Origin of the sequence: Phorcysia thermohydrogeniphila (assembly GCF_004339575.1) — a bacterium.
Taxonomy (GTDB): domain Bacteria; phylum Aquificota; class Aquificia; order Desulfurobacteriales; family Desulfurobacteriaceae; genus Phorcysia; species Phorcysia thermohydrogeniphila.
In genome coordinates, this window is record NZ_SMFV01000001.1 from 59,672 (window position 1) to 73,447 (window position 13,776).

At 44.6% G+C, this 13,776-nt stretch carries 15 protein-coding genes; 7 read left to right on the forward strand and 8 right to left on the reverse strand.

The features are described from left to right. Positions 1-10: 10 nt before the first annotated feature. From CLV27_RS00300 to CLV27_RS00310, 3 genes are read left to right on the forward strand one after another with little or no spacing between them, the layout of a single operon-like run. Positions 11-1,210 carry a glucose-6-phosphate isomerase gene (locus CLV27_RS00300; RefSeq protein ID WP_132524637.1) on the forward strand — a complete coding sequence of 400 codons (1,200 nt, stop codon included), beginning with the start codon at positions 11-13 and terminating at the stop codon, positions 1,208-1,210. Next, positions 1,203-2,207 carry a galactose-1-phosphate uridylyltransferase gene (gene galT, locus CLV27_RS00305; RefSeq protein ID WP_132524639.1) on the forward strand — a complete coding sequence of 335 codons (1,005 nt, stop codon included), beginning with the start codon at positions 1,203-1,205 and terminating at the stop codon, positions 2,205-2,207. The genes CLV27_RS00300 and galT overlap by 8 nt, the downstream gene beginning before the upstream one ends. After that, positions 2,204-3,091, forward strand: coding sequence for an ROK family protein (locus tag CLV27_RS00310; RefSeq protein WP_132524641.1), 888 nt, complete (start codon positions 2,204-2,206; stop codon positions 3,089-3,091). The genes galT and CLV27_RS00310 overlap by 4 nt, the downstream gene beginning before the upstream one ends. Here the strand turns inward: CLV27_RS00310 and rlmB are convergent. Genes rlmB through ispG form a run of 5 tightly spaced genes read right to left on the reverse strand, consistent with a single transcriptional unit; the run spans position 3,041 to position 6,840 of the window. After that, positions 3,041-3,742, reverse strand: a complete 702-nt coding sequence (gene rlmB, locus CLV27_RS00315; protein ID WP_132524643.1) for a 23S rRNA (guanosine(2251)-2'-O)-methyltransferase RlmB — start codon at positions 3,740-3,742, stop codon at positions 3,041-3,043. The genes CLV27_RS00310 and rlmB overlap by 51 nt on opposite strands. A gap of 3 nt (positions 3,743-3,745) precedes the next feature. Then, positions 3,746-4,360 (reverse strand): epoxyqueuosine reductase QueH, encoded by a 615-nt coding sequence (locus CLV27_RS00320; RefSeq protein ID WP_132524645.1) that lies wholly within the window; start codon positions 4,358-4,360, stop codon positions 3,746-3,748. After that, a complete protein-coding gene (locus tag CLV27_RS00325; RefSeq protein WP_132524647.1) occupies positions 4,357-5,445 on the reverse strand; it encodes a GGDEF domain-containing protein in 1,089 nt (362 codons plus the stop codon). The genes CLV27_RS00320 and CLV27_RS00325 overlap by 4 nt, the downstream gene beginning before the upstream one ends. Further along, a complete protein-coding gene (locus tag CLV27_RS00330) occupies positions 5,417-5,773 on the reverse strand; it encodes a dihydroneopterin aldolase (RefSeq protein ID WP_132524649.1) in 357 nt (118 codons plus the stop codon). Before CLV27_RS00330 ends, CLV27_RS00325 begins: the two co-directional genes overlap by 29 nt. Then, positions 5,767-6,840 (reverse strand): flavodoxin-dependent (E)-4-hydroxy-3-methylbut-2-enyl-diphosphate synthase, encoded by a 1,074-nt coding sequence (ispG, locus tag CLV27_RS00335; RefSeq protein ID WP_132524651.1) that lies wholly within the window; start codon positions 6,838-6,840, stop codon positions 5,767-5,769. Before ispG ends, CLV27_RS00330 begins: the two co-directional genes overlap by 7 nt. A 39-nt stretch (positions 6,841-6,879) precedes the next feature. On the opposite strand from ispG, the gene CLV27_RS00340 reads away from it, so the two are divergent. The 4 genes from CLV27_RS00340 to CLV27_RS00355 all read left to right on the forward strand — a co-directional run bounded on the left by CLV27_RS00340 (position 6,880) and on the right by CLV27_RS00355 (position 10,663). Continuing rightward, positions 6,880-7,611 carry a methyltransferase domain-containing protein gene (locus tag CLV27_RS00340; protein WP_132524653.1) on the forward strand — a complete coding sequence of 244 codons (732 nt, stop codon included), beginning with the start codon at positions 6,880-6,882 and terminating at the stop codon, positions 7,609-7,611. 61 nt (positions 7,612-7,672) lie between these two features. Beyond that, positions 7,673-8,776 carry a redox-regulated ATPase YchF gene (gene ychF, locus CLV27_RS00345; RefSeq protein WP_132524655.1) on the forward strand — a complete coding sequence of 368 codons (1,104 nt, stop codon included), beginning with the start codon at positions 7,673-7,675 and terminating at the stop codon, positions 8,774-8,776. Further along, a complete protein-coding gene (recO, locus tag CLV27_RS00350) occupies positions 8,776-9,426 on the forward strand; it encodes a DNA repair protein RecO (RefSeq protein ID WP_132524657.1) in 651 nt (216 codons plus the stop codon). Before ychF ends, recO begins: the two co-directional genes overlap by 1 nt. 517 nt (positions 9,427-9,943) lie before the next feature. After that, positions 9,944-10,663 carry an aminotransferase class IV gene (locus CLV27_RS00355; RefSeq protein ID WP_132524659.1) on the forward strand — a complete coding sequence of 240 codons (720 nt, stop codon included), beginning with the start codon at positions 9,944-9,946 and terminating at the stop codon, positions 10,661-10,663. Here CLV27_RS00355 and CLV27_RS00360 read toward each other — a convergent pair. Genes CLV27_RS00360 through CLV27_RS00370 form a run of 3 tightly spaced genes read right to left on the reverse strand, consistent with a single transcriptional unit; the run spans position 10,653 to position 13,766 of the window. Then, positions 10,653-11,867, reverse strand: a complete 1,215-nt coding sequence (locus CLV27_RS00360; protein WP_132524661.1) for a type II secretion system F family protein — start codon at positions 11,865-11,867, stop codon at positions 10,653-10,655. The two genes, CLV27_RS00355 and CLV27_RS00360, sit on opposite strands and share 11 nt — an antisense overlap. Beyond that, positions 11,867-12,955 (reverse strand): type IV pilus twitching motility protein PilT, encoded by a 1,089-nt coding sequence (locus tag CLV27_RS00365; RefSeq protein WP_132524663.1) that lies wholly within the window; start codon positions 12,953-12,955, stop codon positions 11,867-11,869. Before CLV27_RS00365 ends, CLV27_RS00360 begins: the two co-directional genes overlap by 1 nt. A gap of 46 nt (positions 12,956-13,001) precedes the next feature. Then, on the reverse strand, positions 13,002-13,766 hold the full coding sequence (locus CLV27_RS00370; protein ID WP_132524665.1) for an undecaprenyl-diphosphate phosphatase: 765 nt from the start codon (positions 13,764-13,766) through the stop codon (positions 13,002-13,004). Between the last annotated feature and the right edge of the window lie 10 nt (positions 13,767-13,776).

The window sequence follows — 13,776 nt, forward strand, 5'->3', positions numbered from 1 at the left end:
AGTTACTTATATGGGCGTAGGCGTCTCTTTTGATTTTGCTGGGTACACCAAGGAACATATTGAGGAAGTGGTAGAGAAGGAAGAGCTTCCTCTACTTATAAATCCGAAGGATATGCCTTTTATACGCTTTGTAGGGGAAGAGGAGCTCTTAGAAATAGAGAGAACGGCTGAGAAATTGAGGGAGTATTTCTCAACCCTTGTAGTTGTTGGAATGGGAGGGTCTTCACTTGGAAGTATGGCCCTTCATGATGCTTTATGTTATAAGGCGAAAAGGGAGCTCCTCTTCCTTGATAACGTTGACCCTTTACTGATTTCAAGAACCTTGAAAAAGTTAGATCTTGGAAAGACGCTCTTTGTCTTTGTTAGTAAGTCTGGAAGAACCCTTGAAACTGTAGCTATACTAAATGTCGTCTTGGAAAAGTTAAGGAATGAAGTTCCCAACTTTGAAAAACACTTGCTCTTCATTGGGGATTTAGGTAAGAGCTTTGAAAGGCTTGCAAGTAGAGTTGGTTCTCCTTTTCTTCCCGTTCCAGAGGAGGTAGGAGGCCGTTTTTCTGTCTTTACCTCTGTGGCACTTTTTCCGGCAGCTTTTGTAGGATACGATATTAGAACTTTTATAGGGGGAGCTCAAAGAGCTGTAAAAGAGGCAGAAGTAGGTCTAAAGCTGGGAGCGTGTAAATTTCTCCACTACCTTGAAGGTAGGATAAACTCTGTTCTGGTACCTTATTCAAATTATCTGAGGGAATTTACAGAATGGTACGCTCAACTGTGGGGAGAATCCTTAGGTAAGGATGGGAAAGGACAAACTCCTGTGAAGGCTATAGGGACACCTTCTCGTCATAGCGTTTTTCAGCTCTTTATGGATGGTCCAGACGATAAGGTCTATCAGTTCTTTCTAATAAAGAGGTATCCGGAAGATCTTGTACTTCCGAGAAAGACAGAGATTCTACCGTTCTTGGCGGGTAAAAGGCTCTCTGAGGTAATGGAAGCAGAGTTTAAGGGAGCTCTTCGTGCTTTAAGGGAAAGAGGAAGACCATTGATAGTTTTTGAAATTCCTGAGCTCTCAGAGTTTGAGCTTGGTTACCTGTTTATGACCTACATGATTGCCACCGTTGGGATGGCAAGGCTAATGAAGGTGAATCCATACGGTCAGCCGGCCGTTGAAATCGGTAAGAAGTTTGCCTTAGAGGAACTAAGGAAGGGTGAGTAAAGGTAGGTCGGAGATAAGGTATAACTACCTCCTTGATACTTGGGTAATTGTAGCTCCAGAGAGACAGAACCGTCCCCACGACTTTTCTCAGAGCTCTCAGTCTGAAAACGTAGACCCATCAAGGTGCCCTTTTGAGCCTAAGGCCCTTTCTCAGGAGGTATTTGCCCTTAGGGAGGAGGGGGCTAAACCGGATGAGTGGAGAGTTAAAGTAATTCCGAATAAGTATCCTGTCCTTAGAAAGGAGACTTTACCCCTTGAGAAAGGGGAAGACTTTTATTCGGCCATTGAAGGCTTTGGAGTTCACGAGGTTGTTATAGATACTCCCGACCACTTTAAGCGTGTAAGCGATTTTTCTATAGGAGAACTGAAAGACCTTCTCTCTGTTTACAGAGAGAGGATGAGGGAGCTCTATTCGGATAGGAGGGTCAAGTACGTTCTCGTCTTTAAGAATTACAAGAGGGAGGCCGGAGCGAGTATCTTTCATCCCCACTCGCAAATGATTGCTTTACCTCTTGTGCCGACGGCTATAAGGAAGGTTATTGAGCAGAGCAGGAAGTACTATCTGAAAGTTGGAAGGTGTTACCTGTGTGATGAGTTAAGTTTTGAGCTTAAGGAAAGGAAGAGGGTAGTTTACGAGAATACCTCCTTTGCCGTTTACTGTCCCTTTTACTCTCTTTTTCCCTTTGAGCTGAGGGTAATGCCAAAGTTTCACTCTTGCGATTTTTCTAAGCTTAACGATGAACACCTTGAAGGGCTTGCCGATGCTCTTTTAAAAGCCTTAAAAAAACTTTACAGGGCTCTTGATGACCCTCCCTACAACCTCTACATCCATTCCTCTCCTCCTCTCTTTCCCCAGTCGGAACTCTTTTTCCACTGGTATATAGAAATAGTTCCGAGGCTAACGGTTCAGGGGGGACTGGAGCTTGGCAGTGGTTTTTACGTGAACCCCGTACCTCCTGAAAGGGCTGCGACTACTCTCTCAGAGGTAAAGCTTTGAGGCTTGGCTTTGATATCGGAGGAACTTTTATAAAACTTTTTGACGGTAGGAGAGTAGAGAAGGTAAAGACTCCAAGGAGTGTTGAAGGAATAGTCAGCATAATAGCTAAAAAGGTGCAGAAGGCTCGTGCTGGTAGAGTTGGAGTGGCCGTTGCTGGATTGGTAGATATCCGTGAAGGTGTCGTAACGGAGTCTCCGAACCTGTCCTTTCTAAACGGTACTCCCTTGAAGTTCCTCCTTGAAAAGGAGCTCCACGTTCCCGTCCTCACCGTTAACGACGCTACTGCCGCTGCCTACGCAGAGTACTTCCGTGGAGCCGGAAGGGGGAGCTCACTTCTTGTTTGTTTAACGATTGGAACGGGTCTTGGAGGTGGTGCTGTTTTAAAGGGGGAGCTCCTTCTGGGCACTTCAGGGGCTGCAATGGAGGTTGGCCACACGGTTGTAGAGAAGGATGGCTGGCCGTGTCGCTGTGGTAGGCGAGGCTGTCTTGAAGCTTACGTTTCTTCCTACGGCCTTGAAAAGCTCTATCTCTCTAAATCTGGAAGAAAACTACCCTCCCATGAGGTAATCCAGCGGGCGTTACTTGGAGAGCCTGAGGCAAAACAGGCCGTTGGGAAGATGGTAGAGTACCTCTCTGTTGGAGTTATGAACTTAGTTCACATTTTTAACCCGGACGTTGTTGTCCTTGCTGGGGGTATTCCCTCAAACTACCCTGAGATTGTGGATATGACGGAAAGGCTTGTAAGGGAAAAGGCTTTTCCTCTTACATTAAAAGAACTTACCATTAAGCTGGCAGAGCTTGGAGAGTTTAGCGGAGCTATAGGAGCTTGGATGTTATCTGACAACCTCCCAGACAGCAATTCCCGTAGCGACAGAAACGTTTAGTGAAGGAGTTTTCCCAGAAAGGGGTATTGTTGCTATTTCGTCAGAAAGTTCTAAGAGCTTCCCGCTAATTCCCCTACCTTCTGACCCAAGGATGAGGGCTAAGGGTTTTTTAAATGCTACCTTCCTTATGTCCTTTCCACCTGTTTCAACGGCGTAAATCTTTCCTCCTAAGGACCTGAACTTAATTAGCGAAGCCGTTAGGTCGGGAACTCTTGACACCTTAAGGTGTAGTATCGCGCCGGAGGAGGCCTTTACTGCTACCTCGTTGATGGGAGCTGAGCCTTTTGTTGGCAGGAGAAGACCTGTCCCTCCAAAGGATTCTACAGTTCTCGCTACCGTTCCAAGGTTTTGGGGCTCTGTAATTCCGTCTAAGACTACAAAGAAAGATTTCTTCTTTACTGTGAGCTTAAACAGCTCTTCATCGCTAAGGTAGCTAATAGGTGAGAGGATTGCTACTATCCCTTGGTGTTTTGTAGTTCCTGTTAGCTTTTCAAGCTGTTTTTTCTTTGTCCACTGAAACCTGATGTTCCTTTTTTCAAGGAGCTCCAAAAACTCAGGCTCAAAAAACTTCCCGTACTGAAGGTAAACCTTCTCAATAGCCTTTCTCGACTTTACTGCCTCCTCAACGGCGTTTCTGCCCCAGATTACCAACGCTTACTCCTTCTTGAAAAACTCTGAAACCCTTTCGGCCTCTTTGAGTACTTGGTTTATAACCCAGTCGGCTTTTACTGTCTTCTTTGGACAGTACCTTTCCTTTTCAGAGTAAAGACACCCACAGTACTGCTGACGGTAGAGCTTGTAACTTTTAGAAATTTCAATACCTTCTGACCAGCCTTCTCTAAAGTCTATGTCCAAGAACTTTACTCCGAACTTTCTTGAAGCGTTCTCTGCTAAGGGTAGCATCAGCTCTCGCTTTTGGTACTTGCTGTAAAAGAGGGTAGAGGTAAAGTAGTCAAACTTTCCCTTCTTTGCAACGGCAGCGGCCATCTCAAGCCTCATGGAGTAGCAGATTTGACACCTAACGGGCTTTTCCTCTCTGAAGGCAACTTCTCTGAACCACTTTTCCGGCTCGTAGGTTTCAAAGTAAATGACTTTTATGTTCTCTAACTTTTCAAGCTCTTTTACGGTGGCCATACGCTTAACGAACTCTGTGCAGGGGTGGATGTTGGGGTTATACCATAACCCTACGACCTCAAAACCTTTTTCTTTCAGAACTTTCAAGGGGTAGCAGGCACAGGGAGCGCAACAGATGTGGAGAAGGACTCTCACTCTTCAAGCTCCACGTCTAAGTCTGTTCTTACTTGATTTTTACCCATTCTCTTTGCTAAGTAGAGGGCTTTGTCGGCTTTCTCTACAAGGAACGTTTCGTCAAGGCCATCCCTCATAACTGCGACGCCAATGCTCACTGTTACGGGTATCTCTACGTCGCGGTATTTAAAGAGGTGCTTTTCTACGGCTTTTCGTATTCTTTCAGCTATCCTGACAGCCTGACTGAAGGTTACTCCGGGAAGGAGAATCGCAAACTCTTCTCCTCCGTAGCGGGCGACTAAATCTCTGGCCCTAAGCTGTTCTTTTATTACCCTTGCCAGTTCCTGTAGTACGTAATCTCCTGCCTGATGTCCGTACGTATCGTTTATCTTCTTAAAATTATCTATGTCAATCAGTAAGAGGACAAATGGGTAGTTCCTCTTGTAGAAGTCCTGAACCATATCGCTGAGAGCTCTATCAAAGCTGGCCCTGTTGGCCACTCTCGTTAAAAAGTCCGTCGTTGCCTCTTTCTTTGTAGTTTCAAGCTCCTGAGAAAGCTTTTTGATTTGCTGGTTGGACTCTTCAAGTTTCTTCTTGAGGTGTTCGTTCTGTTCCCTTATTGCCTGAAGTTCCTCAATAACCTTTGTGAGCATTCCCTTAACGGTTTGGTCCTCTATGTTTTCCCTTATTTCTCTTACTGAGGATTCTTTATCTTTAAGGGACTGTAGGTGCTTTTGGAGGGTTGATACTAAGGCGTCAATTTCTGAGCTTATACTGTTGGCTATCTGCTGGATAACTCTCCTGTCCTCAGCTTCTACCTCTACTAAGACGCTCTCTATTTTCTTGGCCGTTGGGTACTTGGTCTTGAAGAGGCCAATTATCTCTAAGTCGTTGAGCTTTAGGTTGTTTTCTAAGATGTAGCAGAATATCTCAAACCACAGGATGTAGTTTTCCGGTATGAGGGGAATGTTGTTCCGGGCTAAGAACTTTAGCTCTTCCTTAGCTACGGACGTGATAAACTGGAGTTCTTCTACTGATAGTTTTTTCTTCTTGCGGAGCTTTTCTAAGGTCTTACACCTAATCGTTCCGTTTTTCCCTTTTTCCATCGCTTTCCCATATCAATTCAATTCCAACGCGTTTGAAGCTGTGCTGGAACGGTACGCTGACCTTGGTAATTTCTATTATAACTGAATCTGCTTCCCACTTTTTCCTGATTACGCCGAGAAGGAACATTGCAAAGTCCTCAAGGTAGACAAATACCCTCTCTTTGGCGATTTTTAGTATCGTATCGTGGAGCTCCCTGTAGTCAACGAACTTTTCAGAGGTTATCTTCACGCTTACCTCAACCTGAACGCCAAGGGTCCTCTCTTCTTCATATACTCCACACTTTACGTGGAGCTTTAAACCCTCCAAGAAAACAGATTGCTTTAACATTCTTCCTCCGCCAGTTTTTCTACCTCTTCCACGAGCCGCTCTAATGCCTCCTCTTGTGTAAGTTTATCAATCACCTTGCCCTTTAAAAAGAGAATGAAGTGGTCTCCAGCTCCGGCTATTCCTACGTCAGCAAACTTTGCCTCTCCGGGACCGTTTACTGCACAGCCCATTACAGCTACTTTTAAGGGCTTCCTGATGTGGGAAAGCCTTTCCTCTACCTCATGAGCTATCGTTTCAACGTCAACTGAGCACCTACCGCAGGTTGGACAGGAGATAACCTCAACTCCCCTTTTCCTGAGCTCTAAAGCAGAGAGTATCTTATAGGCTACTCTGACCTCTTCCTTTGGATGTGCAGAAAGTGAAATCCTGATGGTGTCGCCTATTCCCTCGTAAAGGAGTATTCCAACTCCAATGGCGGACTTGACTGCTCCAGAAAGGAGCGTTCCGGCCTCAGTTATGCCTATGTGTAAAGGATAATCGGTCTTTTCGGCAAAAATTTTGTTGGCAATGACTGTGCTTTTAACTTCTGAGCCCTTTATTGAAAACTTTATGTTTGTGAAGCTACAGTCTTCAAAGAACTTGGCGTAGTTGATAGCCGTTTCTGCAAGGGCTTCTGGTGAGGGTTTGCCGTACTTTGCAAGGATGTTCTTTGGTATTGAGCCGGAGTTAACGCCAATTCTTATAGAAATTCCCCTCTCCTTTGCTAAGGCGATTACCTCCTTCACCTTCCACTCTGCACCGATGTTTCCCGGGTTTATCCTGACGCAGTCTGCACCGTTTTCTATTGAGAGGAGGGCAAGTCTGTGGTCAAAGTGGACATCTGCAACTAAGGGGATGGAAATCCTCTTCTTTATCTCCCTTATCGCCTCTGCTGCCTTTACCGATGGAACTGCGACCCTAACGATTTCGCAGCCAACCCTTTCAAGCTCTTTAATCTGGGCTACCGTCGTCTCAACGTCTTCAGTGAAGGTATTTGTCATTGACTGGACAACTATCGGATGCTCACTTCCTATGGGGACATTTCCTACGTAAACAGTTCTTGTCTTCCTTCTCTCTATCCAAGACATGCTGAAATCCTCCTCCATTCTCATATATTTTAGCCTGCCATGAAAGAGAAAATAAAGGAAAACTTTTCAAGGGCTGCTAAGGAGTACGACAGGTACGCAACTTTTCAGCTTGAGGCAGGGAAACGCCTGTTAAAAAGGTTGAAGCTCCTTCAAAATCCCTTTCCCCTTTTAGACCTCGGTTCTGGGACTGGGAAGCTCTTTGAGGGCTGGAAAGGCGTTTTCGCCTTGGATATCTCAACTGCCATGGTTACAGAGTGTAAAAGGCGTGGTCTGTTGGCCGTCGCTGGAGATGGGGAGCTCCTCCCCTTTAAAGAGGGGAGCTTTAAAGTTGTCTTTTCAAACTTTTCCCTCCAGTGGATGGAGCTCTCCACCTGTTCTTCAGAAATCTTCAGGGTCTTAGAGGATGGAGGCTACTTTTTAGCCTCTATTCCAGTTGAGGGAAGCCTTGAAAAGCTCCTTTCGGCGTGGAACTTAGCCCACAGGGCAGTTTTCGGTGAGGATGACAAACTCTTTACATTTCCAAAGGAAGAGGATGTCTTTAAGGCTTTTAGCAATTTTGAGCTGATAGAGTTTGAAAGGTGTTACTTAGAAAAGAAATTCCCCTCTCCAAGGGAGGCTTTGAGGGTCTTAAACCGTCTTGGAGCGAGAAACCCTTTTAGGAGAGTGAAGGTTAACAGGAAGTTGGTGGAGCTCTTTTACCGTTTCTTTGAGGAAAAGGGCTCTTTTCCACTTGGCTATCGCGTTCTTAACCTTACCCTTAGGAAACTCTGAGGATGGATTTTTCTCCCCTTTTGGCCTACTTTTAAGCGAAAACTTTTTAAGGGATGTGGAGATGGGATTTAAGTGTGGAATTGTAGGGCTTCCAAACGTTGGCAAATCTACCCTCTTTAATGCCTTGACGAACTCTACAAAGGCAGAGGCAGCAAACTACCCTTTCTGTACGATAGACCCAAACGTGGGGGTTGTTCCCGTTCCAGATAAGAGACTCTACAAAATAGCAGAGATAGTAAAGCCCAAAAAAGTAACTCCTACTACCATAGAGTTTGTTGATATTGCCGGCCTTGTGAGGGGTGCAAGTAAGGGAGAGGGACTCGGTAACCAGTTCCTTGCCCACATAAGGAGCGTTGACGCTATAGCCCACGTTGTAAGGTGCTTTAGAGATGAAAACGTCGTCCACGTTGACGGAAGCGTAGACCCTTTAAGGGATATAGAAACCATTAACGTTGAACTTGTCCTGAAAGATCTTGAGAGCGTTGAAAAAAGACTCCAGAAAGTTTCAAAACAGGCGAAGGCCGGAGACAAAAAGGCAAGGGCTGAAGTTGAAGCCCTTGAAAAGCTAAAGGAAATCTTAGAGAGGGGAGAGAGGATTTACCCCTACCTTGATGAGTTTAGTGAAGAGGAAAAGCGCGTTGTAAAGGAGCTTGCACTCCTTACTGCCAAGCCAGTTATGTACGTTACGAACGTTGATGAAGAGGGCTTACTTGAGGACAACGACCTTGTTAGACAGGTTAGGGAGTTGGCTGAGAAGGAGGGAGCTCCCGTTATAAAGGTGTGTGCAAAGCTTGAAGCAGAACTTGCAGAGCTTGAAGGAGAGGAGAAGGAGGAGCTCCTAAGAGAGCTCGGCATGGAAGAGCCGGGACTCAACGTCGTCATTAGAGAAGGTTATAAGCTCCTTGACTTGGTTACATTCTTCACGGCAGGAGAGCAGGAAGTTAGGGCTTGGACTATAAAGAGAGGAACAAAAGCTCCTCAGGCAGCCGGAAAGATTCACTCTGACATTGAGAGAGGTTTCATCAGGGCAGAAGTTATCCGTTATGAGGACCTCATTAAAGAAGGTTCACTTCAGGCCTGTAAAGAAAAGGGACTCATGAGGCTTGAAGGAAAGGACTACGTCGTGCAGGACGGGGACATAATCTACTTCCGGTTTAACGTTTAATGGAGCTTGAAGGCTTTGTTATCTACTCAAGGCAGATAGGTGAAAAGTTAAGGCAGATTGCCATTTACAGCGATAGGATAGGGAAGGTAGGTCTGATAGTAAAGCTCAAGAGGGGAGATTTCCCCTTGGCTGTTGACCTATTTTCCCTTTCCCGTTTTAAAGTTCTTCAAAAGGGAGAGGACTTTGAGCTTCAGGAGTTTAAGCTCATACGTCCGTCCTTTCCAGAATCTCAGGAGGAGTTCTTTTACCTATCACGGATAGCTAAGCTACTTTTACCCTTTCACCTTCCGGCAAACAGAAAACTTTTTACGCTTATTGACAGGTACTTTCAGGTTAAAGAGAGTTTTCAATTGGCATATACCATGTTTTTGTTGAAATTTTCCTTTCTGGAAGGGATTTTCCCGACGCTTAACCGGTGCGTTTCCTGCGGTTCTAAAAGCTTTCAGGCCTTTTCACTTGAAAAAGGAGGAGTTGTTTGCAATAACTGCATTACAAAAGACTCTGTTCCTTGGAGCAGATACCTTTCAAAGCTTGCCACTCAGCTCACAAAGGAGTCCTTTGAAAAGGAAAAGAGTAAAGACCTTCCCTTAGAAGCCCTTGACAGAATAGCAAAAGTCTTTGAAAGCCACGTAAACTACAGACTTTCTTAAATTTTTGTTACAATACAAATAAGGTCTTTGAAAGCTGAATAAGGTAAACAGGGCATAGTTCAGTACACTGAAGCTTTTTGCTCTGAGCTTAGATTTTTCAATGAGTTATAGAATTTGATGGAAGTCTTAAGTTCTGGAGATGTTGATTTCCAACATTTCCAATTTTTTGCTCTTGAAATGCCCGAAAAAGTGAGCGGGATTGCGACTCTTTGGAGCGAATGACAGCAAGAAGCTGGGGCACACTTGAAATGCCCGAAAAAGTGAGCGGGATTGCGACCAACAAGACCTCCGTCAATGCCTTTCCAGACTGTTTCAATACTTGAAATGCCCGAAAAAGTGAGCGGGATTGCGACTCTTTTGAGAGTAGATTTTGCATCTAAAGATTCCTTCCTTTGTTGAAATGCCCGAAAAAGTGAGCGGGAGATTGTGACCTGTTCCCTGAATACTCGGATGTGTAGATTCTCCTAATCTTGACATCTTGAGTTGAAATGCCCTGAGAAGTAGAAGGGACTAAGAAATGGACAGATACTTTGGAATTTTTGAAACTGTAAGGGTTGAGAACGGAGCTCCCGTTCTCCTTCGCTACCACTTTGAGAGAATCTTAAAGAGCTCCCGTTGCTTAGGAATTCCTTTCTCCTTAGATGAAGAGTCTTTCGGGGAGCTCCTTCTAAACCATGCCAAGTATCCGGTATCCCTCGTTAGATTTACCCTTTATAGGGATGGTTCTACAGAAGTAACGGTTCGTCCCTGTGAAAAGAGAGAAAAGGTTCACCTTATCCCTGTGAGAAGCGTTAAGCGCTGTTATTCGGGGCTCTCTCTCCATAAAACGATTGACATAATGGATTCCATCCTTGCCTTGGAAACTGCAAAAAAAGCCGGAGGAGATGAGGCTCTTTTATTCTCGCCAGACGGTTTTATCTCCGAAACTGCCTTTGCAAACATCTTTTTTGTTAAAGATGGCGTTTTCTACACTCCTTCACTTAAAACCGGCTGTCTTCCCGGCACAAGGAGGGCTTTTATACTGGAGCTCCTTAAAACAATGGGAGTGCCCTGTATTGAGGGGTTCTTTACGCTGAGGGAGCTCCTTCAGGCCGATGAGGTCTTTATAACGAGCGCAAGGGAAGATGCCGTTCCAGTTTTAAAAATAGGAAATAGAGAGCTTAAAAAAGTTACCGGAAAGCGCTGGGCTGACAGGATAAAGGATATTATAAGAGAGCGCTTTTACCTTACCTTATGAGTTCTCCCATCTTGAATATCGGTAGGTACATGGCAATTATGATGAATCCAATAATCACACCAATAAAGACCATCATCATTGGCTCTATGAGTGAAGTTAGTGCCTCCACCGTTCTATCCACTTCTTCTTCGTAGAACTCGGCCACCTTAGAAAGCATTTCATCCATATTACCGGCCTCTTCACCTGTAGCTACCATGTTAACGAGCATAGGAGGAAAAACGGAGTTCCTTGAAAGAGCTGTAGAAACTCCAATACCTCTTTCTACTTGGCTTCTTACGTTGTCTATGGCCTTTCTTATAACCTCGTTGCTCGTAGTTTTTGCTGCTATTGCGAGGGCGTCAAGTATGTTTAAACCGCTTGCAATCATTGAAGAAAGGGTTCTTGCAAAGCTTGCAATGTTGCTCTTTAAGATGAGGTTTCCAAAAATCGGAACTTTTAAGAGAATCATATCGGTTAAGAACTTAACTTGAGGGATTTTCCTAATTTGTGACATAGCCACAACGAAAGCGACTAAACCGAGGAATACCCAACCTATGTAGTCCCTTAAGGCTTGGCTCATGTTTATGACCATCTGAGTAAGGGCCGGAAGTTGTCCCCCTAAGTCCGCGTAGAGCTGTTGGAAAGTGGGAATGACGAACATTAAGATTCCAACTACAATCACTGTCGCAATTACGAGAACCATGACCGGGTAGAATAGGGCACTTTTAACTTTTCCTCTTAAACTTTCTATCTTCTCAAGGTAGGTCGCAAGGCGGTGTAAAGTTTCTTCTAAGGTTCCGGCCTCTTCCGCTGCCCTTATCATGTTAATGTAAAGGTCTCCAAAGACGTTCCTATACTTGTTTAGAGCGGTTGAAAACCTTCCTCCTTCCTCTATAAAGGAGGCGAGCTCGTCTATTATCTTTCTTAGCTTTTTATTTGGTATTTGGTCCTGAATAATTTTAAGGGAAGTAACGAGGGGAATTCCTGCGTTAACCATTGCGTGGAGCTGCCTCGTAAAAATTAAGAGGTCCTTTAATGAAATCTTTTCTAAGAAGGAGAGGTCTATTTCAGTACTTAAAAAGGACTTATCTTCCTTTAACTTCTCTACGGTGACAACGCCCCTTGTAAAGAGAATCTCCTTTGCCAGCTCCTCGTTGTCGGCCTCTATCCTTCCGACCCTTCTTCTGTCAAGAACGTCCCTTCCTACGTATTTGTAAACGGGCATTACCTTCTAAACTCCCTTGAGTAGGCTTTTATGAGGGATTCAAGTTCTCTCGGGTCTGGTGAGACTCTTAGGGCGTCTTCCAGCTCTATCTCTCCTTCTAAGTAGAGCTTAGCCAAGGACTGGTTCATCGTTATCATACCGGTTGAAGCTTGGGAGGTCTGCATCATTGAGTAGATTTGGTGAAGCTTGTTTTCCCTTATCAAGTTTCTTATGGCAGGCGTTGGAATGAAAACTTCTGCCGCCACTACCCTTCCTTTTCCGTTCTTCCTCTTTATGAGTTTCTGGGCAACTATCCCGACGAGGACAAAGGAGAGCTGTGTCCTTACCTGTGCCTGCTTGTTTGCAGGGAAGACGTCAATGATACGGTTGATAGTTTCTATTGTAGAGTTGGTGTGGAGTGTGGAGAAAACTAAGTGACCGGTTTCGGCTGCGGTAAGCGCTGCCTCTATCGTTTCTGGGTCCCTCATCTCTCCGACGAGTATAACGTCTGGGTCTTCACGGAGGGCAGCCTTTAGGGCGTTGGCAAAGGACTTGGTGTCCGTTCCAAGTTCTCTTTGAGTAACTAAGGACTTTTTGTGTTCATAAACGAACTCTATTGGGTCTTCAATCGTTAGGATGTGGTAGGAGTAAGTTCTGTTAATTATGTCTATTAAGGAAGCAAGGGTTGTTGATTTACCAGAACCTGTTGGACCTGTAACTAAGATGAGACCCTTGTCCTGATGGGCAAAGTTCTCAACGATTGGAGGGAGTCCCAAGTCAGAAAACTTTGGAATAACGTAGGGGATAATCCTGAAAGCTGCTGCTAAGGTTGTCCTCTGAAAGTAGGCGTTACCCCTAAACCTTGCCACTCCTTTTATTCCAAAAGAGAAATCAAGTTCAAGTTCTTCTTCAAGTTTTTTCTTCTGTAAATCTGTTAAGACACTGTAAACAAGCTGTTTTGTATCTGAAGGGGATAGAACTCCATACTCTTCAAGTGGGACGAGCTTTCCGTCTATTCTGAGCCTTGGAGGGCTTCCGGGGGCAAGGTGGAGGTCAGAGGCTTTCCGCTCAACGACTTCTTTTAAAAGGTCTATCATACTTAGTGCCATTTCCGCCCTTCCACTCTTATTTGTTGCTTGATTATATCACAGCGGTTCATAGGATAAACGTTAAAAAAATTACTCCGACAATGATTCTGTATACACCAAAAGGGATAAATGTGTGCGTTTTTATAAAACTTAAAAGCCACTTTACGGAGAGAAAGGCAAATACAAAGGCTGTAACGAAGCCGGTTATTAGTAAAAGTCCGTTTTCCGGAGAGAGCGTGTGAAAATTCTTTAAGATTTCAAAGCCCGTTGCCGCGAGCATAGTTGGTATCGCTAAAAGAAAAGAAAATTCTGTGGCCGCTATTCTGTTCATCCCAAGAAGCATACTACCTATTATGGTAGCTCCAGAACGTGAAGTTCCCGGTATCATGGCGAGAGACTGAAAGATACCTATCAGTACTGCCTTACTGTAGCTGACTTCTGCAGGGTCTAAGATTGGCTGTTCTTTTTTCTTTAAAGATATTTCCATAAGTATAAAGACTATACCCCAGAAAATGAGGGCTAAGCTTACAACCAGAGGGCTAAAGAGCTCCTCAACGTAACTATGTAGAGCAAGCCCTATGACTCCTGTGGGAATGAAGGCGGCTATTAACTTCTTCCAAAGCTCCAAACCTTTTAAGAGCCTGTCCTTGTAGATAAAAACTACGGCAAGTATTGCTCCAAGCTGTATGGCTATCTCAAATGTTTTTTCAAAGGTATTCTGCTTCAGGCCAAGTAGGTGGGAAACCAGAATCATGTGGCCTGTGGATGAGATTGGCAGGAACTCGGTTATTCCTTCAACTATCCCTAAGATTACAGAGTCAACAAGGTTCACAGAACTCCTC

Bases quoted from the DNA above. Each gene is read 5' to 3' on its own strand.
- CLV27_RS00340 (WP_132524653.1), top strand. From the start codon at position 6,880: ATGAAAGAGAAAATAAAGGAAAACTTTTCAAGGGCTGCTAAGGAGTAC.
- ychF (WP_132524655.1), top strand. From the start codon at position 7,673: ATGGGATTTAAGTGTGGAATTGTAGGGCTTCCAAACGTTGGCAAATCT.
- CLV27_RS00365 (WP_132524663.1), bottom strand. From the start codon at position 12,955: ATGGCACTAAGTATGATAGACCTTTTAAAAGAAGTCGTTGAGCGGAAA.
- CLV27_RS00330 (WP_132524649.1), bottom strand. From the start codon at position 5,773: ATGTTAAAGCAATCTGTTTTCTTGGAGGGTTTAAAGCTCCACGTAAAG.
- CLV27_RS00325 (WP_132524647.1), bottom strand. From the start codon at position 5,445: ATGGAAAAAGGGAAAAACGGAACGATTAGGTGTAAGACCTTAGAAAAG.
- CLV27_RS00355 (WP_132524659.1), top strand. From the start codon at position 9,944: ATGGACAGATACTTTGGAATTTTTGAAACTGTAAGGGTTGAGAACGGA.
- recO (WP_132524657.1), top strand. From the start codon at position 8,776: ATGGAGCTTGAAGGCTTTGTTATCTACTCAAGGCAGATAGGTGAAAAG.
- CLV27_RS00300 (WP_132524637.1), top strand. From the start codon at position 11: ATGGGCGTAGGCGTCTCTTTTGATTTTGCTGGGTACACCAAGGAACAT.
- ispG (WP_132524651.1), bottom strand. From the start codon at position 6,840: ATGTCTTGGATAGAGAGAAGGAAGACAAGAACTGTTTACGTAGGAAAT.
- CLV27_RS00360 (WP_132524661.1), bottom strand. From the start codon at position 11,867: ATGCCCGTTTACAAATACGTAGGAAGGGACGTTCTTGACAGAAGAAGG.